We start from the raw sequence: 24,811 nt of genomic DNA, 5'->3' as shown, positions 1-24,811 counted from the left end.
GGTCAGGCCCCGGTGCGGATCCCGGCCTTGAGCTGGCGCCGCGCCCGCGCGAACTCGTTGACCACCAGGGCGACGGCGACGGCCGGCCGCTCCAGGTTGCGTTCGCGCGCGCCCAGCTCCACCCGCCTGGCGGCGGCCGAGAGCAGCATCGCGCCCAGGTTGGCGCTGGACGACTTGAGTGAGTGGGCGGCGTCGCGCAGGTCGTCGTAGTCGGGGCCGGCGGCGGCGATCTCCAGCCGCGCCAGCAGTTTCGGGGTGTCTTCCAGGAACACGTCGACCAGGTGTTCGACCTCGTCGCCCAGGATGGTGCGCAGCTCGCCGAGCACTTCCTCGTCGATCACCGGCGGAGCCTGGCGAACCGGGGCGGCGGGTGCCGCGGGAGGCTCGACGGCGGGGCTGGGCGGCGCGGCCGGTTCGATGTCCGCCGCGCCGGGCGCGGCCGCGGGAAGAGCGGAGGTGGGCTCGACGGGTGTCGCGGCTTCGGCGACGGCCGCGGCGCCGGGCGCCGCCGTTCCGGCTGCGGCCGTTTCAACGCGGTCGCTGGCTGCGTCCGCGTCATCGCCGATGTCGGGGGCATCCCCGGCCGCGGCCATCTCCGGCCCGGATTCCTCCTCCTCCATCCCGGGCTCGTCGCGCGCGGGCTGGTCGGGGTTCCACCAGTGGTAGATGCAGCGCTCCAGTTCGCTGCGGGTCACCGGCTTGGGCAGGTAGTCGTCCATGCCCGCGTCCAGGCACTTCTGGCGGTCGCCGGCCATGGCGTTGGCGGTCATGGCGATGATCGGCAGGTGGCGGGTGCCGCCGGCCTCGATCTCGCTGTTGCGCCACTGGCGGGTGGCGGTGTAGCCGTCCATGACCGGCATCTGGCAGTCCATCAGCACCAGGTCGTAGCGCGAGGCGGACATGCGCATCAGCGCCGCCTCGCCGTTGCCGGCGGTGTCGCAGGTGATGCCCAGCATCGCCAGCAGGCGCTGGCCGACCATCAGGTTGACGGGGTTGTCTTCCACCAGCAGCACCCGCGGGGTGCGCGCCGGGCGCGCGGTGGCAGGGTCGGTGTCGGTGGCTGCGGGCGCCGTGCCCGCGGCGGCGGGAGGCGTGGCCGGGGCGAATGATTCGGGTGATCCGGCCGGCACGATCTCCGCGCCCGCGGTGTCCCCGTCCAGCAGCATCTGCGACCGCGCCTCGGGCTGGCCCAGCAGGGCCGCGCGCAGGTCGGCGTCGGGGGCCTGGCGGCTGAGCACGGTGGTGTCGCGGCGCAGTTCCTCGGGCACTTCATCATCTCCGTACAGGCACACCAGCTTGAGGTCGCCGTAGATGGCCTGGCGGCCAAGGTTGCGGTGCAGGGCCAGCGCGGTGTGGCGCATGCCGGCCAGGTCGGCCAGCACGGTCGAATACGCCCACGGCTCGCCCTGGCTGGCCGCCGAGCGCAGCCGGTTGAGCGCTTCCTGGGTGGTCTCCACGGTACTCACCCGCAGCCCCCAGTTGGGCAGCAGCATCGACAGGCGCAGGCGCAGGCGCGGGTCGGTGCTCAGCAGCAGCAGGCGTCCGCCGTCGGCCAGGCGCTCGTGCGTCGGCATGTCGCCGTGCACCTTGAGCAGCGGCACCTCGAACCAGAACATGGCGCCCTGGCCGGCCTCCGACTCCACCCCGATCTGCCCGTCCATCAGCTCCACGATGCGCTTGGAAATCGCCAGGCCCAGGCCGGTGCCGCCGTACAGGCGGGTGGTGGAGGCATCGGCCTGGTTGAAGGCCTGGAACAGCCGCCCCTGCGCGGCCTTGGCGATGCCCACGCCGGTATCGCGCACTTCGAACCGCAGCTGGTGCTGGGCGGTGCTCTCGCCGATCCGGCGCACGCTGACGCTGATGGAGCCGCGCTCGGTGAACTTCACCGCGTTGCTGAGCAGGTTGCCCAGCACCTGGCGCAGCCGCACCGGGTCGCCGCGCACCGGCAGCCGCACGCCCGGGTCGATCTGCAGGTGCAGGCGCAGGCCCTTGCTCTGGGCCGGGCGCTCCATCAGCTCGATCACGTCTTCCAGCAGCTCGCGGATGTTGAAGGCGGTGGATTCCAGCTCCAGCTTGTCGGCCTCCAGCTTGGAGTAGTCGAGGATGTCGTCGACGATCCGCAGCAGCTGCTGCGAGGAGGTGTGGGCGGTGCGCACCAGCTCGGCGTGGTCGGGCGCCAGGCGCGCGTGCATCAGCAGGTCGAGCATCGGCACGATGCCGTTGAGCGGGGTGCGGATCTCGTGGCTCATGGTGGCCAGGAACTCGCCCTTGGCCATCACCGCGGCTTCGGCGGTGCGCTTGGCGTGGCGCAGCTGCTGCTCCAGCTGGGCCTGGCGTTCGATCTGTCCGCGCAGCTCCTCGCGCTCGGCTTCGCTGCGCTTGACCAGCGCCTCGATGTCCTCCAGCTCGCGCTCGTGGCGGTGCATGGCGATCGTGGTCGCGCTGACCGCGAAAGCGGCCAGCAGCACCAGCACCAGTCCGATGCCCTGCCAGGGGCCGGCCAGGCCGAAGTAGTCCAGCAGCAGCACCAGCGCCGCGCCGCAGGCCGCGCCCAGCGCGAGCCAGCGGAGCATCAGGGCGAACGGGCCAATCCTTGCCTGCGTACGCATGTTCAGAGCACCGAGTCGTGGAAGTCGAAGTCCAGTTCACCTGCGGCCTGCTGCACCAGGTTGCCCTGGATGAAGTCGATGCCGCTCATCCACAGCGTGGCCGCCGCCTGCGGATCCTCCACCTGCTGGCCGATCACCAGCAGGCCGTGGCGGTGGGCGCGCTCGATCGCCTCGCGCATCCGGTCGCGCACCGCGCCGTCGGTGAGCTTGCTGGAGAAGTCCGGCGCCAGGCGCACGAAGCTCAGTGGCAGCTGGCTGAGCAGGGCGTCCACCTCACCGCCCGGGTCGTAGTGGCCCAGGCACAGCTGGACGCCGGCCGGTACCATCTTCGCGCCGAACTCCAGCAGTGAAATGCTGTGGATCAGGGCGTCGTCCTGGCGCACGTCGATCACCAGCGCGGAGGCCTCCACGCCGGCGGTCGCCAGTTCGCCCAGCAGCCACTCCGGATAGCCCTCGTGCGACAGGCTGTGCGGGGACTGGGACACGAACAGCCGCACCGGCGCGCCCTTCTGCTGCTGGCGCGCGAGCACGGTGATGGCCAGCTCCATCACCTGGCGGTCGATCTCGTGCATCAGGCCCGATGCCTCGGCGACCGGCAGCAGCGCGCCGGCCGGGTGCAGCACGCCTTCGCCGTCGCGCATCCGCAGCAGGGTCTGGTACTGCGCGTCGTCGCCGCCGGCCACCGCCACGATCGGCTGGTAGGCCAGCTCCAGCCGGCGCTCGGACACCGCGTCGGCAAGCTGCCGGGACAGGCCCTCGGACGCGCTTTCCTGGGCGGCCGGCGCGGCGTACACGGCGATGCCATGGGCGGCGGCGCGGGCCTCGCGCAGCGCCTGCTCGGCCGCCGCCAGCGCGGCGCCCGCACTGTCGAAGGCGGGGGTGATGCGCGCGCTGCCCACCGCGGCGCGCAGGCGCAGGCTCCCGGTTCCGGCGGTGAACGCATCGCGGGCCAGGCCGTCGCGCAGGTAGCGGGCGAAGTCTTCCACGTCGCCGTCGCCGGCCACGTGGATCAGGAAGGTGTTGTCGTTGATGCGGGCGGCGGGGTGGTCGCCGGCCAGCGTGGCCATCTGGCGCGCGGCTGCGCCCAGCACTTCCTCCAGGGCGGTGTAGCCCAGGCGGGCGCGCAGCGCCGACAGGCCCGCGATCTCCAGCACGTGCAGGGCGCCGCTGTCGTTGGGGATGGCCGCGGCCAGGCGCTGGAACATGCGGCTGCGGGTGAGCAGGCCGGTGCCCGGGTCGGGCCTGTCGGCCGCGCGCCGGGCCTGCTGCTGGCGGGCACGCATGATCCGGTTCTCGACCGCGGCCACCAGGTGGCGGGGGCGCACCGGCTTGGTCAGGAAGTCGTCGGCGCCGATCTCCAGCACTTCGAACTGGCGCTCCGGATCCGGATCGCCGGTGAGGAACACGATCGGGGTGTGCGAGAGGGTGGCGTGCGAGCGGATCATGTCGGTCAGCTCGGCGCCGTCGATCGCCGGCATGTGCAGATCCATCAGCACCAGGTCGGGGCGCAGCGACTCCAGGGTGGCGATCACCTGTTCCGGATCCGACACCGCCTGGGCCTGGATGCCCGCGCCGCCCAGCACGCTTGCGGCGAACAGCGCCTGGCTCGGATCGTCCTCCACCACCAGCACGCGGTAGGGCGGCTCGCCGCTGCTGGCGGCGGCGGACGCCGGGCCGGGCACGGCGGGGCGATCCGCGTGGGCCTGCGCGGCATCGGGCTCGGCGGCCGGCAGCGTCGGCGGATCCGCGTCCGCGCACCAGCGTCGCCAATACCGCGCCGGCGGGAATTCGGCGCGGGGAATGTCTGTGCTCGTCCCCATCATTCGACTGTGCCGCTATTGGCGGATGCAGGCAAGCCGCCGCGCGGGCGCGGGGCTTCGTCCGGTGCAACGTGGATCATGCTTGGTGCCGGCCGCAGGTTCCGTGCGCCGGCGCACAATCAGGCGCTCAGGAGCGGATCGGCTCCGGCGGCCGGCGGCGCCTGAACAGCCGCCGCCACACCCACCACACCACCAGCGCGCTGCCGATGCCGATCGTCAGTACCAGCGCCAGGGCCAGCCACGGCGAGGCAAGCGCCAGGGCCAGCGCGCCCACCACCACCGCGTCCTCGGAGGTGGATACGGCCAGGTTGCTGACCGGTTCGGGCGAGGTGTTGAGCATGGCCCGCGAGACGGCCTTGAGCACGTGGCTGCCCAGCGCCACGCCGGCGCCGGTGGCCAGCATCCCCGCGCCCAGCTCTCCGTCCGGCGACAGCGCGGCGGCGGCCAGGAAGGCGCCGGCCGGCACCCGCGCCAGGGTCTGCAGCAGATCCCAGGCCGAATCCACGCCCGGGATCTTGTCGGTGAAGAATTCCAGCAGCGCCAGCACGCCGGAGATACCCAGCACCCACGGCGAGGTGGTGACCTGCAGCGCCTCGGGCAGATCCAGCCAGCCCAGCGCGCCGGCCAGGCCCACGCCGAACACGGTCAGGTAGGCGCGGATGCCGGCCAGCCAGGCCAGCAACACGCCGATGGCGAACAGGTGGGCTTCGGACATGGGGCCTCCGGGTGCCCGCGGCACGGCGGGACGCTGTGGCGAGTATAGGCAATGGGCGTGCTGAACCCGCGCGAACCCCGGGCGGGGCCGGCCGTGTCGCAGCCGCGGGCGGGCGATACCATTGGCCGGATGAGCAACAGCGAGCACCCCGGACAGGAGGCGCGGGACGAGGCCGTGCCCGGCGGCCCGGCCCCGGCTGCCGGCGACGGCGATGCGCCGGCCGGGCCACGCGAGTTGCACGTCAACTGGTTCTACGGGCTGTTCGCGCTGGTGCTGCTGTCGCTTGCCTTCGGCATCTGGGGCACGTGGATCGTGTTCGGCGCCGGGCCGGGCGAGGATCCGGCCACCCTGCGCCAGCAGCTCGACGAGCTGGAGCAGCGGGTGACCACGCTGGCGCGTTCGGATCAGATCAGCCGCGAGGCCAACCGCGACCTGCAGGGCGCCCTGGCCGAGCGCGAGGAGCAGGTGGCCGGACTGCGTGCCGAGGTCGCCTTCTACGAGCGCTTCGTCGGATCGACCGCCGAGCGTCGCGGCCTGACCGTGCACGAGCTGCAGATCCGGCCCGGGGAGGGCCAGGTGTGGCACTTCTCGGCCACGCTGACCCAGAACCGGGAGCGCGGCCAGGCCAGCGAAGGCACGCTGACCCTGGCCATCGAAGGCAGCCGCAACGGCCGCCTGGAAGAGCTGGCGTGGACGGATCTGCGCCAGAACGACGACGCGCCGGCGGTGGACTACTCGTTCAGGTATTTCCAGCAGGTGCAGGGCGACATCGTGCTGCCCGAAGGGTTCACCCCGGTGCGGGTGACGGTGCGCGCCGCGCCCGCCCGCGGCAGCGCGGTGGAGCAGTCGTTCCCGTGGGCGGATGCGACGGGACGTTCCACCCCAGGCGCTTGAACCGGGCGCGCCGGGCCCCCATGCTGGCCACATGGATATCGTTGGGCTCCCCGAAAACGACGCCGGCTACCAGTCGCTGCAGCGGCCGATCGACTTCACCCCCGCCGCGGCGGCCAAGGTCAGGGAACTGATCGCCGGCGAGGGCAATGAGGCGCTCAAGCTGCGTGTCTACATCCAGGGCGGCGGCTGTTCGGGCTTCCAGTACGGCTTCGAGTTCGACGAGGAGCAGGGCGACGACGACGTGGCGGTGGATACCGACGGCGTGCGCCTGCTGGTCGATCCGCTCAGCCTGCAGTACCTGATGGGCTCGGCGGTGGACTACGTGGAAAGCCTGCACGGCGCCCAGTTCACCATCCGCAATCCGAACGCCAAGACCACCTGCGGCTGCGGCTCCAGCTTCACCATGTAACTTGCCGGCATCGGCGGCCGTGCGATGATGGCGGCCATGGCATTTTCCTTCGTCGACGCGCCGCTGGATCGCGCCGAACACCTGCGCAGCAACCCGTCCGGGCTCGCGGCACTGTGGCCGCAGGCGCGCCTGCTGCTGCTCGACGGCGAAGGCCTGGCGCTGGCGGACGCGCAGGATGCGCTGCTGGCGGTGAGCGGCGGCGACGTGGCCGCGGCGCTGCCGGCGGACGCGGTGTTCCTGGGCCTGGACGATGGGCGCGGCTGGTTCGCCCTGCCGGCCGAATCGGCCGGCCTGCCGGCGCCGCGCCGGATCGCACTGCGCGCGGCGGCTGCGGCGTGGCCGGTGCGCGAGGCGACCGCCTTCGCCCAGGCGCGGGCGGTGCTGCACTGGCGCTCGCGGCACCGCTACTGCGGCGCCTGTGGCGGCGAGCTGGCGTTTGAACGCGCCGGCTGGCTGGGCCGCTGCGGGCGCTGCGCGATCGAACACTATCCGCGCACCGACCCGGCGGTGATCGTGTCCGTCAGCGACGGCGAGCGCCTGCTGCTCGGGCGCGAGGCGACGTGGCCGGCGGGACGCTGGTCGGTGCTGGCGGGCTTCGTGGAGCCGGGCGAGACGCTGGAGCAGACGGTGCTGCGCGAGGTGTTCGAGGAATCGGCGGTGCGGGTGACCGCCTGCCGCTACCTGGCCTCGCAGCCGTGGCCGTTCCCGTCCTCGCTGATGCTCGGCTTCGAGGCCGACGCCGGGCCCGACGAGCCGGTGCCCAACACCGACGAGCTGGAGGCGGTGCGCTGGTTCACCCGCGAAGAGATCGGCGCCGCCCTGCGCGGCGAGGGCGAAATCCAGCTGTCGCCGCGGATCTCGATCTCGCGCTGGCTGATCGAACGCTGGCACGCCCGCCCGCGCAACTGACCACCCCCGTAGGAGCGCCTGAGAGGCGCTCCTACGGGTTGGGGCCGCGCAATTCCCTGACCCGCGCCTCCAGGCTCTCCGCGGTCGCGTCCGCGCCGGTGACCGGCGGGCCGGCGACTACGCCGATGCGCGCGCGCAGGCGGCGCGGCAGGCGCATCCGGCCGGGGCCGCCGGCCTCGGCCGCGGCGCCGCGCCGGCTCCACATGCTGGCCCACATGTTGCGCAGCGCCATCGGCACCACCGGGATCTGCTGCCCGCGCGCGGCGGCACGCTCGACGATGTGCTCGATCCCGCGCCGGAACGGCGCGATCTCCCCGTCCACGGTCAGTCGCCCCTCGGGGAAGATCGCCACCAGCCCGCCCTCGGCCAGGGTGCGGTCGATCTCGTCAAAGGCCCGCTGCATCAGCGCCGGATCCTCCTTCTCCGGCGCGATCGGGATCGCGCGCGCGGTGCGGAAGATCCAGCGCATCACCGGGATGTCGAAGATCCGGTGGTACATCACGAAGCGCACCGGCCGCGGCGTGCTGGCCGCCAGGATCAGCGCGTCCATGTAGCTGACGTGGTTGCACACCAGCAGCGCCGGGCCCTCGTCGGGCACGTGTTCCTCGATGCCCTCGATCCGCAGCCGGTACAGCGTGCGCACCAGCAGCCAGCTCAGGAACCGCATCAGGAACTCGGGCACGATGGTGACGATGTACGTGGCCACCAGCAGGTTGGCGATCGCCAGGGCCAGGAACACCTGCGGGATGCTCCAGCCCAGCAGCCGCTGCACCGCGATGCCCACGATCGCCGCGAAGACGATGAAGGCCGCGTTCTGGATGTTCATGCCCGCGATCACCCGCGACAGCTCCGTGCGCGGCGTGCGGCTCTGGATCAGCGCGAACAGCGGCACCACGTAGAAGCCCACGAACAGGCCGATGCCGGTCAGGTCCATCGCGATCCGCCAGCTGCCCGGCTCGCGCAGGAACGCGGCCACGTCCAGGCCCGCCGCCAGCGCCTCGCCCGGGCGGGCGAAGTACAGGTCGAGCATGAACGCGCTCACGCCCAGCGCGCCCAGCGGCACCAGGCCGATCTCCACCGTGCGCGCCGACAGCTTCTCGCACAGCAGCGAGCCCACGCCCACGCCGATGGAGAACAGTGCCAGGGCGAAGATGTACAGCTCCTGCGCGCCGCCCAGGTTGACCTCGGCATAGGTGGGCAGCTGCGCGGTGAGCATGGTGCCGATGAACCAGAACCACGACACGCCCAGCACCGCGTTGCGCACCGCCGGGGTGCGGCGGGTGAGCTTCCAGACCGCCCAGTTCTCCGGGATGGGATTCCAGTTGACCTTCAGCGACGGATCGCCCGCGTCCACCCTCGGGATCCGGCGCGCCACCACGTTGCCCAGCACGGCCAGCGCAACGATCGATGCGGCGGCCGTTTCCGGCCCCCAGCTGCCCGCGATCTGGAACACCAGCCCGCCGTAGATCATCCCGCACAGGATCGAGATGGAGGTGCCCATCTCGACCAGGCCGTTGCCGCCGGTCAGCTCCTCGGGCTTGAGCACCGAGGGCAGGATCGAATACTTCACCGGCCCGAACAGCGCCGCCTGCACCCCGGTGAAGAACAGCGCCACCAGCAGCACGGCCATGCTGGACATCAGGAAGCCGACCGCGGCCACCGCCATGATCGCGATCTCCATCGCGGTGGTGACCACGATCAGCTTCTGCTTCTCCATCCGCTCGGCGATCTGGCCGGCGATGCCGGAGAACAGGAAGTACGGCAGGATGAACAGCGCCGGGGCGAGGTGGGTGTAGAGCGTGCGCTCCTCGCTGCTCACGCCCATGAAGAACAGCAGGCCGATGATCGCCTGGCGGTACACGTTGTCGTTGAACGCGCCCAGCGCCTGCACCGTGAAGTAGGGCAGGAACCGGCGCTGGGTGAGCAGCGAGAACTGGCTGTGGCCGGCCATGCGGGCCTCCGCGGAGGGACCGGCGGAGCCTAGCAGAGGCGGGAGGCTGCGCACGCGCGCGGGCGCCTCCAGAGGGCCGCGGGTGGTGCAGCGCACGATTGCCGCGCCCGCCGCCGCCGTGTTAGACCGCAGGCTTGCGCTGGCCGAGTGGGCCGGTGCTGCCACGAGGTGAGGGAGTCTGGAATGTCGGAAGCATCGATGCCGCGCGGCCAAGCGGTTGCCAGTACCGGGGCCGTTGGACGGGAGTCTCCGCGGGGCCTGGCGATACCGGCCGCCTGCCTGGTGGCCGGGGCGCTCGCATTCGCCGTTCCCCTCGCAGTGCTCGCGGGGCCGGACCGCAGCTTTGCCGATACGCTCGCCTTCGCCGCCTGGGCCTGGCTGCTGCTGGGCCTGCCGCTGCTTGCGGTGCTGACCGTCGGCGGGGTGCGCGCGGCACGCACCGGCCGCGAGCCCAGGCTGCTGGTTGCCACCAAGTGGTTCGCGATCGGCCTGGCCTGCGCGGTCGTACTCAGCGAAGTCCAGCGGGTGCTCTTCCTTTAGAACGCGGCGCTGGCCCCGCATTTACGCGCGGGCACGCGGCTCCTGGGTCCTCAGGCCCGCTCGCGCTCGATGGCCCGCCAGCCGATGTCGTGGCGATGGAACTCGCCATGCCAGGAGATGCCGGCCACTGCCTCGTAGGCCCGGCGCTGCGCCTCGGCGACGTCCTCGCCCAGGGCGCACACGCACAGCACGCGGCCGCCGGCGGTGACCACCTGGTCGTCGACCAGCCGGGTGCCGGCGTGGAAGACCTTGCTGTCCTCCGGCTCGGGTACGTCCCAGCTGCTGATGACGTCGCCGGTGCGCGGCGTGCCGGGATAGTTCTCGGCGGCCATCACGACGCCGAGGCTGGCACGCGGGTCCCAGTCGGCCTCGACGCCCTCCAGCCTGCCGTCGACCGCGGCTTCCACCAGCTCCAGCAGGTCCGAGCGCAGCCGCATCATCACCGGCTGGGTCTCGGGGTCGCCGAAGCGCACGTTGAACTCGATCACCTTCGGCGCGCCGTCGGCGCCGATCATCAGCCCGGCGTAGAGGAAGCCGGTGAACGGCGCCCCATCGGCCGCCATGCCGCGCACGGTGGGCTCGATCACCTCGCGCATGATCCGCGCGTGCACCTCCGGCGTGACCACCGGGGCGGGGGAGTAGGCGCCCATGCCGCCGGTGTTGGGGCCGGTGTCGCCGTCGCCGACCCGCTTGTGGTCCTGGCTGGTCGCCATGGGTAGCGCGGTGGCGCCGTCGACGATCGAGATGAAGCTGGCCTCCTCGCCGTCCAGGAACTCCTCGATGACCACCCGCGCGCCCGCGTCGCCGAACGCGTTGCCGGCCAGCATGTCGCGCACCGCGGCCTCGGCCTCCTCGATCGTCGTGGCCACGATCACGCCCTTGCCCGCGGCCAACCCATCCGCCTTCACGACAACCGGCGCGCCCATGGCGCGCACGCGGTCGAGCGCGGGGCCGACCTCGGTGTGCACCTCGTAGCGGGCCGTGGGGATGCCGTGCCGGGCCAGGAAGTCCTTGGCGAAAGCCTTGCTACCTTCCAGCCGGGCGGCCGCGGCGGTGGGGCCGAAGATGCGGTGCCCGGCGGCGCGGAAGCGGTCGACCACACCCGCGACGAGCGGCGCCTCCGGCCCGACGACGGTGAGACCCACCCCCTCGCGCGCGACCAGCGCCAGCAGGCCGTCGATATCGGTGGCCGCCACCTGCACGTTGCGGCACCCGGCCTCGGTCGCGGTGCCCGCGTTGCCGGGGGCGACCAGCACCTCGTCCACGCGGGGTGACTGGGCGAGCTTCCAGGCGAGGGCGTGTTCGCGGCCGCCGGAGCCGATGACGAGCACTTTCATGGGGCACCTTGGGGCGTGCGGGAGTGCCGGCGATTCTACGGGGGCGCTGCGCGGCCGGCGACCCGCACCCGCTGCTAGCATCATCGGTTTACCGCATGGGAACGCCGATGGACTTCCTGGTGCAGCTGGTGGAGTCGGCCCTGTCGCCGGTGGTCGGCCTGGTCAACGGCGTGCTGTGGAACTACGTGCTGGTCTACGGGCTGCTGGGCGTCGGCGTGTTCTTCACCCTGCGGCTGCGTTTCCTGCAGATCCGCCGCCTGCCGCACATGCTGCACGTGATCGGCCGTGGCACCGATGGCGACGACGCCGGCATCTCGCCGTTCCAGGCGCTCTGCACCAGCCTCGCCTCGCGCGTGGGTACCGGGAACCTGGCCGGGGTGGCGATCGCGCTGGGCGTGGGCGGGCCGGGGGCGCTGTTCTGGATGTGGTGCACCGCGATCGTCGGGATGGCGACGGCCTACGCCGAGAGCACGCTCGCGCAGCTGTACAAGGTGCGCGACGCAGACGGGCAGTACCGCGGCGGCCCGGCGTACTACATGACCCTCGGGCTCCGGAAGCGGTGGATGGGCATCACCTTCGCGGTGGCGTTGCTGCTGACCTACGGCCTGGTCTTCAGCAGCGTGCATGCGAACGCGATGGCGCTGGCACTTGGGGACGCGTTCGGCTTCAGCCGCGCGCAGATCGCCACCGGGCTGGTGCTGCTCACCGCCGTGATCATTTTCGGCGGCCTGCGCTCGGTGGCGCGCTTCGCCGAATGGGCGGTGCCGTTCATGGCGGTCGGCTACCTGGCCCTGGCGCTGTGGGTGGTCGTGACCAACCTCGCCGAGGTGCCGGCGGTCCTGTCGCTGGTGGTGCGCAGTGCCTTCGGGCTGGAGCCGGCGGCAGGCGGGGTGCTGGGCGGCATCGCGGCGGCGATGCTCAACGGCGTCAAGCGCGGCCTGTACTCCAACGAGGCGGGCATGGGCAGCGCGCCCAACGTCGCCGCGGCGGCCACGCCGGTGCCGCACCATCCGGCCAGCCAGGGCCTGGTGCAGTCGCTGGGCGTGTTCATCGACACCCTGCTGATCTGCAGCGCGACCGGCTTCGTGATCCTGCTGTCGGGCGTGGTCGCCGACGGCCACGACGGCGTGCGGGTGACCCAGCAGGCGATGACGGTGTTCTTCGGCGAGGCCGGCAACTGGTTCGTGGCGATCGCGATGTTCTTCTTCGCCTTCACCACCATCCTGGGCAACTACACGTATGCCGAGAACAACCTGCTCTACTTGGGCGGCGGCAAGGCGGGGCTGCTGGTCCTGCGGCTGGCCGCGCTCGCGGTGATCGTCTGGGGCGTGTACTCGAGGGTGCAGATCGTCTGGGACGCGGCCGACGCGGCGATGGCGATCATGGCCTCCATCAACCTGGTGGCGATCGTGATGCTGTCGGGCGTGGTGGTGAAGCTGACCCGCGACTACGACCGCCAGCTTGCGGCGGGCCGATCCCCGGTGTTCCACATCGCCGACCACGCGGACCTGGCGGACGGGGTCGACCCCGGAATCTGGCGCGAGCGCCGGCCTAGCTGAGGCCGCCCGCAGTCCGCCGTTCGCGCAGCGAGCGCACCAGCACCACCGCCAGGGTGAGCACCGTGAGCGGGACCACGAAGTACATCATCACCATGCCGAAGGCAGGCTGCGCGTCGTGCCCGGTCGCGTCCAGCAACAGGTAGGCGGTGTAGGCGACGTAGTAGCCCAGGAACACCGCGCCCTCCCAGCGCTGGATGCAGTGGCCGGTGAAGAAGATCGGCAGGCAGGCGACCGCGGTGGCGACCATCACCGGCAGGTCGAAGGTGATCACCGCATGGCCGACCGGCACGCCATTTGGCGCGAAGACCGCGGTCAGCCCCAGCACCACCAGCAGGTTGAGCACGCAGCTGCCGACCACGTTCCCGACGGCCATGTCGCGCTCGCCGCGCACGGCGGCGATCACCGAGGTGGCGAGCTCGGGCGCGGAGGTGCCGACCGCGACCACGGTCAGCCCGATGACCAGCTCGCTCACGCCCAGCCGACCGGCGATCTCCACCGCCGAGTCCACCAGCCAGCCGGCGCCCAGCACCAGCAGCACGAGCCCGGCGACGACCATGGCGATGTTGAGCAGCATGTTCCTTGGCTTGCCGGCAGGCACGTCGGGTGCCTCGTCGTTGCCCTCGCGGCGTCCAAGCACCACCTGCAGCGCCAGGTAGGCGGCACCCACGACCGCCAGCAACCCGCCTTCCCAGCGGCCGATGGTGCCGTCGAGCGCGAGCAGCAGTACCAGCACCGAGCAGCCGATCATCACCGGCACGTCCAGCCGTACCAGCTGGCGTGAGACCACCAGCGGCAGCACCAGCGCACTGACCCCGAGGATCAGCAGCACGTTGGTGATGTTGCTGCCGACCACGTTGCCCATCGCGATGTCCGCCGATCCACCACGCACGGCGTCGATGCCCACCGCCAGCTCCGGCGCGCTGGTGCCGAGCGCGACCACCGTGAGGCCGATGACCAGGGGCGACAGGCCGGTCGCCAGCGCCAGCCGCGAAGCCCCGCGCACCAGAACCTCGGCGCCACCCACCAGCGCCGCCAGGCCAACCAGGAAGAGCAGGACGACCGTCATCAGTGGCGGAAGTGGCGAACCCCGGTGAACACCATGGCGATGCCATGCTCGTCGGCTGCTGCAATCACCTCGCCGTCGCGCATCGAGCCTCCCGGCTGGATCACCGCTTTGATCCCGGCCTCGGCCGCGGCGTCAATGCCGTCGCGGAACGGGAAGAACGCGTCGCTCGCCATCACCGAGCCTTCCACCACCAGCCCCGCATCCGCGGCCTTGATGCCGGCGATGCGCGCCGAATACACCCGGCTCATCTGCCCGGCGCCCACGCCGATGGTGCGATGGTCCTTCGCGTAGACGATGGCGTTGGACTTGACGAATCTGGCGACCTTCCAGGCAAACAGCAGGTCGTCCACCTGCGCGTCCGTTGGCGCCAGCTTCGTCACCACCTGCAGCTCGTCGCGGGCGACGACGCGATCGTCGGCGGTCTGCATCAGCAGGCCCGAGCCCACGCGCTTGACGTCGATGAAGCCGGGCGAGGGTGGCGCCAGCGGGATGCGCAGCAACCGCACGTTGGCCTTCTTCGCCGCGTACTCCAGCGCGTCCGGCTCATAGTCCGGGGCCAGCAGCACCTCGACGAACTGGCGGTCGAGGATGGCCCTGGCGGTCGCTGCGTCGAGCGTGCGGTTGAAGGCGATGATGCCGCCGAAGGCGCTGGTCGGATCGGTACCGTAGGCCAGCTCATACGCCTGGCCGCAGCCGCTGCCCACCGCCACGCCGCACGGGTTGGCGTGCTTGACGATCACGCAGGCCGGCGCATTGAACTGGCGCACGCACTCCCAGGCCGCGTCGGCGTCGGCGATGTTGTTGTAGCTCAGCGCCTTGCCCTGCAGCTGCTCGAAGGTCGCCAGCGAGCCGGGCGCCGGATACAGGTCGCGGTAGAACGCGGCCTGCTGGTGCGGGTTCTCGCCGTAGCGCAGGTCCATGACCTTGGTGAAGCTGGCGTTGGACTGGGCCGGGAACAGGCTGCGCCCGGCCGCGCCGGCGTCGGTCGGCTCACTGATTGCCGACAGCACGTCGCTGATCCGCGCGTCGTACTGCGCCACGCGATTGAACGCCTCCACCGCCAGCGCAAAGCGCGTCTTCGCCGAAAGCGTGCCGTCATTGGCATCCAGCTCGGCCAGCAGGCCGGGGTACTGCGCCGGATCGGTCGCCACCGCCACGAAGGCAAAGTTCTTGGCCGCCGCGCGCAACATGGCCGGCCCGCCGATGTCGATGTTCTCCACGATGTCGGCGAACTTCGCCGCCGGGTCGGCCGAGACCCTCTCGAACGGATACAGGTTCAGCACCAGCAGGTCGATCGCCCCGATCCCGTGCTCGGCCATCACCGCGTCGTCGGTGCCGCGCCGGCCCAGCAGGCCGCCGTGCACCTTCGGGTGCAGGGTCTTGACCCGGCCGTCCATGATCTCGGGGAACCCCGTCACCTCGGACACGTCGCGCACCGCCAGCCCCGCGTCGCGAATCGCCTTCGCGGTGCCGCCGGTGGACAGCAGCTCGACGCCGCGCGCGGCCAGCGCGCGGGCAAGGTCGACCAGCCCGGTCTTGTCGGAAACGGACAGCAGCGCCCGGCGCACGGGCAGTCGTTTGGCAATCATGGGGTCAGCTCAGGCCGTAGTCGCGCAGCTTCCTGCGCAGGGTGGCGCGGTGGATGCCGAGCATCGAGGCGGCGCGGCTCTGGTTGCCGTCGCAGTGGTTCAGCACTTCCACGAACAGCGGGATCTCCAGCTCGCGCAGGGCGATCTGGTACAGCTCGTCGGTGTCGCTGCCGTTGAGGTCGCCAAGATAGCGCCGGACCGACTTGGCGACGTGGTCGCGCAGCGGCGTCCGCGGGCCGGGACGAGGGGCGGCATCAGTGCGATCGGAGGCGTTCAAAGGTCTTCCCGGTGGTGCGTTGTTGCGCCCGCCCGCCAACGCGTGCAGCCGCTGACTGCGCGGCCGGGGGTGCGGCGGAGGGGGAAAGGAGTCTATCGCGCCGCGGCGGCGGGTGCCAATGTGCGATTGCTGGAATCCGGCTGCCGCAGTCACTCGAAGCTGAAGTTGAATGCGACCGCGTGCGGCGAAGGCTCCACGATGTCCATCAGCAGGGAGGCGGACGCGCCGCGGGCGATGGTCACGTCCTGCGGCGGCGCGGCCAGGTACTCGGCCGGCTCGAACGCGCGCATGCCCAGCGCGCGCCCGTCCACGTCGGAAAGTGTCAGCACCAGCCGCGGCCATGCCTGCGCCCAGCGTCCGTCGTTGCGGATGGTGGCGCTGGCCCGCAGCACGCCCGGGCGGCCGGGCGCCGGCCGCACGTCGCGCTGCTCGACCGCGATCGCGGCCGGTTCGCGCCAGGCCGGCAGGCTGCAGCGCAGCGCGCCGCACAGCGTGGTCACGACCGGGCGCCAGCCCGCGTCGGTGGCCAGGCTCGCGCGATCGGCCAGCAGCAGCTGGACCACCAGCAGCGCGGCCAGGCCGGCGGCGATGGCGACCAGACGCCGGTCGCCGCCGCGCTGCGTGGCACCGGCCGCGCGGGCGAGGAAGCGCGGGGCCGGGCGTGGCGGTGGTGCAGGAGGCTCGGCTGCGACGGTGTCCGCCGGTGGCTCCGGCACCGCGGGGCCAGGCTGGGGCGGTGGCTCCGGTGCGAGCGCAGGCTCGGTCTCGGGCACGGGTTTGGGTTCGGGCGTGGGTACGGACTCCGGTTCCGGATCAGTCTCGGTCTTGCTCTCGGGCTCCGGAGCCGGGCGCGACGGGCTGAGCGGGATGAAGACCACCTTGTCCGGCTGCAGGCGTTCCGATCCGGGCTCCGGCGTCACCGGCGATGCCGGCGCGGCGGTCGTGGCAGCGGCCTCCGGCGCCAGCGGGCCGAACCCGCACCGCGGGCACCGCTGCGGTGGCAGCCCGGTGGCCAGGTTGGTGGCCACCAGCGCGCTGCAGTCCGGGCAGTTGATGAACATGCCCCTATTCAATCATGGCGGCGCACGCCGTCGATGCGCACCCAGTCACCTTCCCGGGCCACGGCGAGCTGTTCGAACCACGGGCGGTAGCGGCGCAGCAGCGCCTCCTCCTGGCCGTCGAGGATGCCGGACAGCGCGATCCGGCCGCCCGGCAGGGTGCGCCCGGCCAGGGCTTCGGCGAGTCCGTCCAGGGCGGAGGCGAGGATGTTGGCCACCACCACCGGGCAGGCGTCGTCCGAGGTTTCCCCGGGCGCGGTCGCTGCCAGGTCCTGCGGCCGGTGCAGCGTGAGCGCCGCCGAGACGCCGTTGCGCTCGGCGTTGTCACGGCTGGCGGCCAGCGCCTGCGGGTCGTTGTCCACGCCGGCCGCGGCGGCGGCGCCCAGCCGCAGCGCGGCCAGGGCGAGGATGCCGCTGCCGCATCCGTAGTCCAGCACGGTCCGGCCCTGCAGCTCCCCCGCTTCGGCCAGCGCGTCCAGCCACTGCAGGCACAGCGAGGTGGTGGGGTGGGTGCCCGAACCGAAGGCCAGGCCGGGATCGAGCCGGACCACGGCCGCGTCGCCGGCCTGCGCTCCCTCCGGCAGGTCGTGGTCCCAGGGCACGATCCAGGTGCGGCGGCCGAACTGCAGCGGCGCGTAGGTGTCCATCCATGCGCGTTCCCAGTCCTGGTCCTCGACGGTGTCGAACTGCACCCGCGACCAGTCCAGACCCGGGTCGAAGGCTTCCAGCGCGGCCAGCAGCAGCAGCCCGTCGGCGTCGTGCGGGAACAGCGCGCTCAGGGCCACGCTGTGCCAGATCGGGGTCTCGCCCACGGCGGGCTCCAGGATCGCGGCCTCGTTGCCGGTGTCGGCGTCCGCATCCAGCAGGGTCACCGCCACCGCGCCCACGTCGTCAAGGGCGCGCTCATAGCGCGGCTGTTCGGCTTCGCTGCAGCGCAGGGACAGTTCCAGGTACGGCATGGGTCACATCCAGCAGTGGGGACCGGCATGGTGCGCGGCCGGGCGCGGCGGGTAAAGGGCGCGGGGGCTTTGCTTTACCATGCGTGCTTTCGAACCTGCGAGGCAGGCGGCTGCGATTTCAATGGGTATGGCGCTTTCCAGGCCGATGGTCGTGCTGGTGCTGCTGGCTTCGCTGGTGCTGGCGGTGCTGCAGGGCATGCGCGAGGACGCCGGGTTCCCCGGAACCGGGCGCCCGGCGCCCGACGGGCAGCTGGCCGGCAGTGCGCCCGCTGCGCGTGGAGCGGTGGCCCCGGCCTCGGCGCCAGTGGCGGAGCGAGCGGCAGCATGGCAGCCCGCCGCGCTTGCCCTGGATGCCCCCGCGTCGCGTCGCCGGGCGGGTTTGAGCGAGGGATTCGAGCAGGCGGACGACCTCTACGCCTACCTGCAGGCGCTGCTGCCCGCCGCGCAGGCGGGCGATGCCGACGCGGCCTGGTTCGCCAGCCGCGTCTACGACTACTGCGCCGCTTACGCCGCGGACCCGGGCGCCTACGCGCGCGACTCCGGCGCGCTGGGCCGCATGCAGCTGGCCGCGTCCGCGGCGATGACCGGCGCCCGCGACCGGGTCGCCCATCGGTGCCGGCAGTTCGTGCCCGGCGATGGCCTGGGCACCGGGCTGGTGATCCTGCAGCGGCTGGAGGCGGCCGAGGCCGGCAGCCTGGCCGCCGAGGCGGGCCTGCTGGCCATGGGCGAGCCGCTGGAGGAAGACGGGGACTACCGCCGCGGGCTGGTGGACCGGGTGCAGGCGTCGGCCGACGCCGAGGCCTTCTTCGCGCTGGCGCCGGCGATGGGCCTGGCGGCCAGCGGCGACCCGGCGCACGCCGGCCAGGTTGCCGGCACGGTGCAGGCCGAGCTGGCCTGGCACCTGGCGGCCTGCGAGCTGGGCATGGACTGCGGCGCGCAGGGCGCGCTGATGACGGCATGGTGCGCCAACGGCGGGGTGTGCGCCTCCAGTCCGCACCAGGACTTTCCGGGCTTCGTCCACGCTGCGCGGAAGCCGCGTGGAGGCAAGCCCATCAACGATCTGATTGACTCGCTGTTGCGCGAGGGAGTACCGAGATGACCAGGAAAACGATCATGCCCAGGCTCAGGTTCTGGTTCTGGGCGCTGCTGTTCGGGGCCTATTCGGTGACGGCCGCCGGGGTGATGATCCACGCGCTGGTGGGTGCCGAGCACGGCGAGCTTTCGCAGGTGACGGTGACCACCGTCGATTCCTCCGCCGAGGCGCGGATCGGCGGCGCCGCCCAGCTGGCGGCGGTCTACCGCGCCCAGAGCGGCGCGCCGTTCTCCACCCTGCCGCCGGGCAGCACCTTCCAGGTGATCTGGCCCGACGGCTCCAGCGAGTACGTCACCGTGGTCAGCCAGTCCTCGGCAGCGGGCGTGCGGCTGCTGCCCGATACCCAGATGCGCGCCGCGGGCGCGGCGCCCCATTCCCACCCGGCCGCGCTGGAGCTGGTGCCGCTGCCGGCCCAGGAGGCCGGGGCAGCGGAGCGCCGGTAGTACGGGCTCAGCTGATCGACAGCGACTTGTCGCGGCGCTCGGCCAGGCGCTTTTCCAGGTAGTGGATGTTCTGCCCGCCCTGCTGGAAGCCGACGTCGCGCATGATCCGCTGCTGCAGCGGGATGTTGGTCCTGATCCCGTCGACCACCATCTCGCTCAGCGCCACCCGCATGCGGCAGATCGCCTGTTCGCGGTCGGCGCCGTGGACGATCAGCTTGCCGATCATCGAGTCGTAGTTCGGCGGCACCTGGTAACCGGCATAGACATGGGTGTCCACGCGCACGCCGGGACCGCCGGGGGCATGGAAATGCTGCACCAGGCCGGGTGAGGGCAGGAAGCTCTCCGGATCCTCGGCGTTGATCCGGCATTCGATCGCGTGCCCGGTCAGCACCACGTCTTCCTGTTTGATCGACAGCGGCCGGCCGGCGGCGATCATCAGCTGTTCGCGGATCAGGTCGATGCCGGTGACCATCTCGGTGACCGGGTGCTCGACCTGGATGCGGGTGTTCATCTCGATGAAGTAGAAGCGGCCGTCCTCGTAGAGGAACTCGAAGGTACCCGCGCCGCGGTAGCCGATGCGGATGCAGGCCTCGGTGCACACCCGGCCGATCTCGGCGCGCTGCTCGTCGCTGATGCCCGGCGCCGGGGCTTCCTCGACCACCTTCTGGTGGCGGCGCTGCATCGAGCAGTCGCGCTCGCCCAGGTGGATGGCGCCACCCTGGCCGTCGGCCAGCACCTGGATCTCCACGTGGCGCGGGTTCTCCAGGAACTTCTCCATGTACAGCATGTCGTTGCCGAACGCGGCCTTGGCTTCCTGGCGGGTGGTGGAGATGGCGTTGGCCAGCGCGGCCTCGGTGTGGACCACGCGCATGCCGCGGCCGCCGCCGCCGCCGGCGGCCTTGACGATCACCGGGTAGCCGATCTCGCGCGCCAGCTTGGCGTTGACCGCGGCGTCGTCGCCCAGCGGGCCGTCGGAGCCGGGCACGCAGGGCACGCCGGCCTCCTTCATCGCCCGGATCGCCTCGACCTTGTCGCCCATGAGCCGGATCGTGTCCGCCTTCGGGCCGATGAAGACGAAGCCGGACTGCTCCACGCGCTCGGCGAAGTCCGCGCTCTCGGCCAGGAAGCCGTAGCCCGGGTGGATGGCCTGGGCGTCAGTGACTTCGGCCGCGGCGATGATCGCCGGCATGTCCAGGTAGCTGCGGTTGGACGGGGCCGGGCCGATGCACACTGACTCGTCGGCCATGGCCACGTGCTTGAGGTTGCGGTCCACGGTGGAGTGCACCGCGACCGTGCGGATGCCCAGCGCGTGGCAGGCGCGCAGGATGCGCAGGGCGATTTCGCCGCGGTTGGCGATAACGACTTTGTCGAGCATCTGCGGCGCCTCAGGCGATCACGAACAGCGGCTGGTCGAACTCGACCGGCTGGCCGCTCTCGCACAGGACGGCGGCCACCGTGCCGGCCTGGTCGGCTTCGATCGGATTGAACATCTTCATTGCCTCGACGATGCCCAGGGTGTCGCCCACCGCCACGGTTTGGCCGACGGTGACGAACGGCGGCTTGTCCGGCGCCGGCGAGGAGTAGTAGGTGCCGACCATCGGCGAGGCCACCACGTGGCCGGCCGGCAGCTCGGGCCCGGCATCGGCTTCGGCCTCGGCGGGCGCGCGGCCGCCGGTGGCCGCCTGCACCGGCGACTGCATCGGCATCACCGGCTCGCTGCGCGGCACGGCGACGACCGCGGGCGCGGCCATGTGTGCCGGCGCGGCGGGCGCGCGCGAAAGCCGCACGGATTCCTCGCCCTCCCTGATCTCGATCTCCGACAGGTTGGACTCCTCGAGCAGGTCGATGAGCTTCTTGATCTTGCGAAGATCCATGGTGGCCTCGTGCTGTGTTCGCTGGAAAGGAAAGGGTTTCAGACGCCGGTGGCGGTTTCGAGCCGGTCGAGCGCGGCGGTCAGCGCCAGCTGGTAGCTGGACGCGCCGAAGCCGCAGACCACGCCCACGGCCAGGTCGCTGAAGTAGCTGGTGCGGCGGAACGGCTCGCGCGCGTGCGGATTGGACAGGTGCACCTCGATGAACGGGATCTCGACCGCCGCCAGAGCGTCGCGGATCGCCACCGAAGTATGGGTGAAGGCGGCCGGGTTGATCAGGATGAACGCGGTGCCGTCCCGCGCCGCGGCCTGGATCCGCTCCACCAGCGCGTGTTCGGCGTTGGACTGGAAGCTCTCCAGCTCATGCCCGGCATCGGCCGCGCGGCGCTGCATGCCGGCGTCGATCTGCGCCAGCGTGGCGCGCCCGTAGACCCCCGGCTCGCGGCTGCCGAGCAGGTTGAGGTTGGGGCCGTGCAGGAGCAGGAATCTGGCCATGGGTGCCGCAGTCAAAACAGGCGCGCAGTCTGCGGCAAGCCGATATTGCTGTCCAGTTCGCCGACATTCACCGATTTTAAGCGGTTGTTTGATTCGCCCTCAGTGGCGGGCCCAGGCGTCGATCTCGCCGTGCTCGAACGGCCCGATCCGCTGCTTGAGCACCACCCCGTCGGCCGACACCAGCACCGTGTACGGCAGCACCCCGCGCGGGTTGCCCAGGCGCACGCCGGCATCCGAGCGCCCCGGGGCGTCGATGCCCTGCGGATAGTCCACCGGCACCTTCTGCAGGAATTCGCGCACCGCCTCCGGCTCGTCCAGGGCGATGCCCAGCACCTGCACCCCGTCCGCGCCCTGGCTGCGGGCGAAGCGATCCAGCTCCGGCATCTCCTCCACGCACGGCGGGCACCAGCTGGCCCAGACGTTGACCAGCACCGGCTGACCCGCGAAGTCGTCGGGCAGCGTCCACTGGCCGCCGTCGAGCTGCTGCACGTCGAACCTGGGCAGCGGGCCGCCACGTTTGGCCACCTCCACGCCCTCGGGCACCGGCGGCGCGTTGGCCTGCAGCACCTGGTTGGCCAGCCGCTGTCCCGCCTCGGTGCGCAGGAACGGGCCCGGGCCGGTCATCATCAGGCTGGCCGCCACGCCCAGCAGGCCGGCCACCAGCGCCACCACGATCACCTTGGTCGTCGTCAGTTTCATTGCACGGCCCTGCGCAGCGCGCCGATGGCGATATCGTCGGTCAGCAGCGCCGGCAGCACCTCGCCCGCGCCGCCGCCGGCGGGATAGACCACGTACAGCGGGACGCCCACCGCCCTGTGTTCCTGCAGGAAGGCGCTGATGGCCGGATCCACGTGCGTCCAGTCGCCGACCAGGTAGGCGGCGCCGGTCTCCTCCAGCGCGGCGCGGAACGGCTCGCGGGCCAGCACGCGCTGTTCGTTGGCCTTGCAGGTCACGCACCAGTCGGCGGTCATGTTGACGAACACCGGGCGGCCCTGGGCGCGCAGCTCGGCCAGCCGCTCCGGCGACCAGACCTGTTCGCTGCCGGCGGCCGTGGCGGCCCCGGCTGGCGCGGGCTCCAGCCGCGCCACCGCCGCCACCGGCAGCAGCGCCGCCAGCAGCAGCAACACCGCCACCGCGCGGCCGGCCTTCGAGCCGCTCCAGCGCTTGCGCTCGTACCACCACAGGCCCAGCGCCAGCAGCACCAGGCCCACGGCGACCAGCGCCATCGCGTCCACGCCGTGCTGGCGGCCGAGCACCCAGGCCAGCCAGATCGCGGTCAGGTACATGGGGAAGGCCATGAACTGCTTGAGCGTTTCCATCCACGCGCCGGGCCTGGGCAGCCGCGCCGCCAGCGCCGGCACGAAGCCGATCAGCAGGAACGGCAGCGCCAGGCCCAGGCCCAGGGCCAGGAACACGGTCATCGCCACCGGTGCGGAGGCGGTGAAGGCGAACGCCAGCGCGCCGCCCATGAACGGCGCGATGCACGGGCTGGCCACCACGCAGGCCAGCACCCCGGTGAAGAAGTCGCCGGCCGGCCCGCCCTTCGCGGCCAGCCGCTGGCCGGCCGCGCCCACGCCGCCGCCCACGCTGAACACCCCCGACAGGCTCAGCCCCACCGCGAACATCAGGTACACCAGCAGCGCCACGAACCACGGCTGCTGCAGCTGGAAGCCCCAGCCCAGCGCCAGCCCGGCCGCGCGCAGGCCCAGCACCAGCGCGCCGATCGCGGCGAAGGCGCACAGCACGCCGAGCGTGTACCACAGCGCGTGCGAGCGGGCGGCCGAACGGCTCTCGCCGCTCTGCACCAGGCCGACCACCTTGAGCGAGAGGATCGGCAGCACGCAGGGCATCAGGTTGAGCACCAGGCCGCCGAGCAGGCCCAGCGCCAGCGCGCCCAGCAGCCCGCCCGTGGGCAGGGCCGGGGCGGTGCTGCGCGCGGCGTTGTCGGCGGACGCGTCGGCAGTGCCGGCAGGTGCGCCCGGCGCGGTGGAGGCGGGCTCGACTGCAGCTTCCGGGGAAATCCCGGTGTCGATGCCGGATGCGGACACCGGGTCGGGTCCACTTTCCGCGGCCGCCGATCCGGCTGCGCTGTCCACCGGGGAAAGCGGGCCCGGCCCCGCTGGCTCCGTTTCCCCCGTCACCCTGCCCGCGGGCAGGGACACCTGCACGCTGCGGGTCATCGGCGGATAGCAGATGCCCTCGTCCTGGCAGCCCTGGAAGCTGGCGGTGAGGGTGACTTCGGCGGCCTCGCCGTGCGCGCGGCGCAGCGCCAGCGGCACGTGCACCTGCTCGAAATAGACCACGGTGTTGCCGAAGTAGGGGTCCTCGTGGGCGGTGCCCTCGGGCCAGCGTGGCTCGCCCGCTTCGATGCCGCCGGCGCCCTCGACGATGAAGCTGCTGCGGTCGCGGTAGAGGTAGTAGCCGCGCGCCGGGGTCAGGCGCATCAGGATGGTGTTGCCGTCGTCGGCGATGGCCTCGAAGCCGAACGCCTGCTGCTCGGGCAGTGGCAGTGGCTGGGCCGCGCCGTCGGCATCCACGCCCATGGCCTGGCCGCGGGTGCCGGCGCCGAGCTCGAGCGCGCGCCCGAGCGCGGCCAGCCCGTCGCCGCCCATGGCCGGCGTGGCGGCGGCGGCCGGAAGCGCGACCCGCACCGTCCGCGTATCGGGCGGATAGCACACGCCGATGTCGGCGCAGCCCTGGTAGCGCACCTTCAGCTCCAGCGTGTCCACGCCCGGGTCGGCGCGGCCCTGCAGGGTGCCGGTCACCCGCTCGCGGTAGGTCTCGACCTCGCCGAAGAACTCGTCGACGTGGTGGATGCCTTCGGGCCACTCCAGCTCGCCGGACTGGAAGCCCTCGGCGCTGGCGCCCATGCGGTGCCGGTACAGGTAATAGCCTTCGGCAACGTCGAAGCTGATCTGGATGCGGTCGCGGGAGGGCGCCGTCGCCTGCAGGCGGAAGGCCTCCTCGATCGGCAGCAGGTCTTCGGGATTGACGCCCTGGGCATGGGCGCTGCCCGCCGCCAGTCCGATGGCCAGCAGGAGAAGGCCGGCAATGCGCGCGAACAGGTTCAAGCCGGCGCGCTCCCGGCGGCGGTGGCAAGGCGGAGCAGGGCGTTTTCGGCGGACAAGGGCGGGCTCGGAGTTGGCTGCGGATCAACTGCATAGGGTATCCGACGGCCGCCGCGCGGGCGCGGATGGAACGGTTCGTCCCGTCGAAAC

The 24,811-nt window shown here is 72.1% G+C and carries 22 protein-coding genes; 7 read left to right on the top strand and 15 right to left on the bottom strand.

Annotation, left to right across the window (positions count from 1 at the left end):
* Window positions 1-2 precede the first annotated feature (2 nt).
* The 3 genes from ACOZ90_RS07580 to ACOZ90_RS07570 form a co-directional block, all read right to left on the bottom strand.
* Complete coding sequence (locus ACOZ90_RS07580; protein ID WP_422893049.1) at window positions 3-2,609, bottom strand: hybrid sensor histidine kinase/response regulator; 2,607 nt, start codon at window positions 2,607-2,609, stop codon at window positions 3-5.
* Window positions 2,610-2,611: 2 nt separating this feature from the next.
* Window positions 2,612-4,429 carry an EAL domain-containing protein gene (locus ACOZ90_RS07575; protein WP_422893048.1) on the bottom strand — a complete coding sequence of 606 codons (1,818 nt, stop codon included), beginning with the start codon at window positions 4,427-4,429 and terminating at the stop codon, window positions 2,612-2,614.
* 127 nt (window positions 4,430-4,556) lie between these two features.
* Window positions 4,557-5,144, bottom strand: a complete 588-nt coding sequence (locus ACOZ90_RS07570; RefSeq protein ID WP_422893047.1) for a DUF4126 domain-containing protein — start codon at window positions 5,142-5,144, stop codon at window positions 4,557-4,559.
* Window positions 5,145-5,273: 129 nt separating this feature from the next.
* Between ACOZ90_RS07570 and ACOZ90_RS07565 the strand changes: the two genes are divergently transcribed.
* Genes ACOZ90_RS07565 through nudC form a run of 3 tightly spaced genes read left to right on the top strand, consistent with a single transcriptional unit; the run spans window position 5,274 to window position 7,356 of the window.
* Window positions 5,274-6,038 carry a DUF6776 family protein gene (locus ACOZ90_RS07565; RefSeq protein ID WP_422893046.1) on the top strand — a complete coding sequence of 255 codons (765 nt, stop codon included), beginning with the start codon at window positions 5,274-5,276 and terminating at the stop codon, window positions 6,036-6,038.
* 31 nt (window positions 6,039-6,069) lie between these two features.
* Window positions 6,070-6,447 carry an iron-sulfur cluster insertion protein ErpA gene (erpA, locus tag ACOZ90_RS07560; RefSeq protein WP_422893045.1) on the top strand — a complete coding sequence of 126 codons (378 nt, stop codon included), beginning with the start codon at window positions 6,070-6,072 and terminating at the stop codon, window positions 6,445-6,447.
* A 27-nt stretch (window positions 6,448-6,474) separates the two neighbouring features.
* A complete protein-coding gene (gene nudC / locus ACOZ90_RS07555; protein WP_422893044.1) occupies window positions 6,475-7,356 on the top strand; it encodes an NAD(+) diphosphatase in 882 nt (293 codons plus the stop codon).
* Window positions 7,357-7,387: 31 nt separating this feature from the next.
* On the opposite strand, the gene ACOZ90_RS07550 is transcribed toward nudC, so the two are convergent.
* Window positions 7,388-9,307: an MFS transporter gene (locus tag ACOZ90_RS07550; protein WP_422893043.1), complete on the bottom strand. Its 1,920-nt coding sequence runs from the start codon at window positions 9,305-9,307 to the stop codon at window positions 7,388-7,390.
* A 318-nt stretch (window positions 9,308-9,625) separates the two neighbouring features.
* Between ACOZ90_RS07550 and ACOZ90_RS07545 the strand changes: the two genes are divergently transcribed.
* The gene (locus ACOZ90_RS07545) at window positions 9,626-9,847 is read left to right on the top strand and encodes a hypothetical protein (RefSeq protein WP_422893042.1); all 222 of its coding nucleotides are present in this window, start codon (window positions 9,626-9,628) and stop codon (window positions 9,845-9,847) included.
* A gap of 50 nt (window positions 9,848-9,897) precedes the next feature.
* Here the strand turns inward: ACOZ90_RS07545 and purD are convergent, their stop codons facing one another.
* On the bottom strand, window positions 9,898-11,184 hold the full coding sequence (purD, locus tag ACOZ90_RS07540) for a phosphoribosylamine--glycine ligase (protein WP_422893041.1): 1,287 nt from the start codon (window positions 11,182-11,184) through the stop codon (window positions 9,898-9,900).
* Between the two features lie 95 nt (window positions 11,185-11,279).
* On the opposite strand from purD, the gene ACOZ90_RS07535 reads away from it, so the two are divergent.
* On the top strand, window positions 11,280-12,743 hold the full coding sequence (locus ACOZ90_RS07535; RefSeq protein WP_422893040.1) for an alanine/glycine:cation symporter family protein: 1,464 nt from the start codon (window positions 11,280-11,282) through the stop codon (window positions 12,741-12,743).
* Here the strand turns inward: ACOZ90_RS07535 and ACOZ90_RS07530 are convergent.
* The 5 genes from ACOZ90_RS07530 to prmA form a co-directional block, all read right to left on the bottom strand.
* The gene (locus ACOZ90_RS07530; protein ID WP_422893039.1) at window positions 12,736-13,809 is read right to left on the bottom strand and encodes a calcium/sodium antiporter; all 1,074 of its coding nucleotides are present in this window, start codon (window positions 13,807-13,809) and stop codon (window positions 12,736-12,738) included. The genes ACOZ90_RS07535 and ACOZ90_RS07530 overlap by 8 nt on opposite strands.
* On the bottom strand, window positions 13,809-15,398 hold the full coding sequence (purH, locus tag ACOZ90_RS07525; protein ID WP_422893038.1) for a bifunctional phosphoribosylaminoimidazolecarboxamide formyltransferase/IMP cyclohydrolase: 1,590 nt from the start codon (window positions 15,396-15,398) through the stop codon (window positions 13,809-13,811). Before purH ends, ACOZ90_RS07530 begins: the two co-directional genes overlap by 1 nt.
* A 4-nt stretch (window positions 15,399-15,402) precedes the next feature.
* On the bottom strand, window positions 15,403-15,675 hold the full coding sequence (fis, locus tag ACOZ90_RS07520) for a DNA-binding transcriptional regulator Fis (RefSeq protein ID WP_422893037.1): 273 nt from the start codon (window positions 15,673-15,675) through the stop codon (window positions 15,403-15,405).
* Window positions 15,676-15,824: 149 nt separating this feature from the next.
* Window positions 15,825-16,736: a DUF3426 domain-containing protein gene (locus ACOZ90_RS07515; RefSeq protein WP_422893036.1), complete on the bottom strand. Its 912-nt coding sequence runs from the start codon at window positions 16,734-16,736 to the stop codon at window positions 15,825-15,827.
* A gap of 8 nt (window positions 16,737-16,744) precedes the next feature.
* Window positions 16,745-17,692 (bottom strand): 50S ribosomal protein L11 methyltransferase, encoded by a 948-nt coding sequence (gene prmA / locus ACOZ90_RS07510; RefSeq protein WP_422893035.1) that lies wholly within the window; start codon window positions 17,690-17,692, stop codon window positions 16,745-16,747.
* Window positions 17,693-17,819: 127 nt separating this feature from the next.
* On the opposite strand from prmA, the gene ACOZ90_RS07505 reads away from it, so the two are divergent.
* Complete coding sequence (locus ACOZ90_RS07505) at window positions 17,820-18,791, top strand: hypothetical protein (RefSeq protein WP_422893034.1); 972 nt, start codon at window positions 17,820-17,822, stop codon at window positions 18,789-18,791.
* Window positions 18,788-19,228: a hypothetical protein gene (locus tag ACOZ90_RS07500; RefSeq protein WP_422893033.1), complete on the top strand. Its 441-nt coding sequence runs from the start codon at window positions 18,788-18,790 to the stop codon at window positions 19,226-19,228. Before ACOZ90_RS07505 ends, ACOZ90_RS07500 begins: the two co-directional genes overlap by 4 nt.
* A gap of 7 nt (window positions 19,229-19,235) precedes the next feature.
* On the opposite strand, the gene accC is transcribed toward ACOZ90_RS07500, so the two are convergent.
* The 5 genes from accC to ACOZ90_RS07475 form a co-directional block, all read right to left on the bottom strand.
* Complete coding sequence (accC, locus tag ACOZ90_RS07495; RefSeq protein ID WP_422893032.1) at window positions 19,236-20,603, bottom strand: acetyl-CoA carboxylase biotin carboxylase subunit; 1,368 nt, start codon at window positions 20,601-20,603, stop codon at window positions 19,236-19,238.
* A gap of 10 nt (window positions 20,604-20,613) precedes the next feature.
* Complete coding sequence (gene accB / locus ACOZ90_RS07490) at window positions 20,614-21,102, bottom strand: acetyl-CoA carboxylase biotin carboxyl carrier protein (RefSeq protein WP_422893031.1); 489 nt, start codon at window positions 21,100-21,102, stop codon at window positions 20,614-20,616.
* A 38-nt stretch (window positions 21,103-21,140) separates the two neighbouring features.
* A complete protein-coding gene (aroQ, locus tag ACOZ90_RS07485) occupies window positions 21,141-21,593 on the bottom strand; it encodes a type II 3-dehydroquinate dehydratase (protein ID WP_422893030.1) in 453 nt (150 codons plus the stop codon).
* A gap of 99 nt (window positions 21,594-21,692) precedes the next feature.
* Window positions 21,693-22,292 (bottom strand): TlpA family protein disulfide reductase, encoded by a 600-nt coding sequence (locus ACOZ90_RS07480; RefSeq protein WP_422893029.1) that lies wholly within the window; start codon window positions 22,290-22,292, stop codon window positions 21,693-21,695.
* Window positions 22,289-24,664 (bottom strand): protein-disulfide reductase DsbD family protein, encoded by a 2,376-nt coding sequence (locus ACOZ90_RS07475; protein WP_422893028.1) that lies wholly within the window; start codon window positions 24,662-24,664, stop codon window positions 22,289-22,291. Before ACOZ90_RS07475 ends, ACOZ90_RS07480 begins: the two co-directional genes overlap by 4 nt.
* Window positions 24,665-24,811: the final 147 nt, after the last annotated feature.

The organism is Luteimonas dalianensis (genome assembly GCF_049339425.1).
Taxonomy (GTDB): Bacteria; Pseudomonadota; Gammaproteobacteria; order Xanthomonadales; family Xanthomonadaceae; genus Luteimonas; species Luteimonas dalianensis.
Note: the sequence above shows the minus strand (reverse complement) of the source record. Positions and strands in the feature narration are given on the sequence as shown.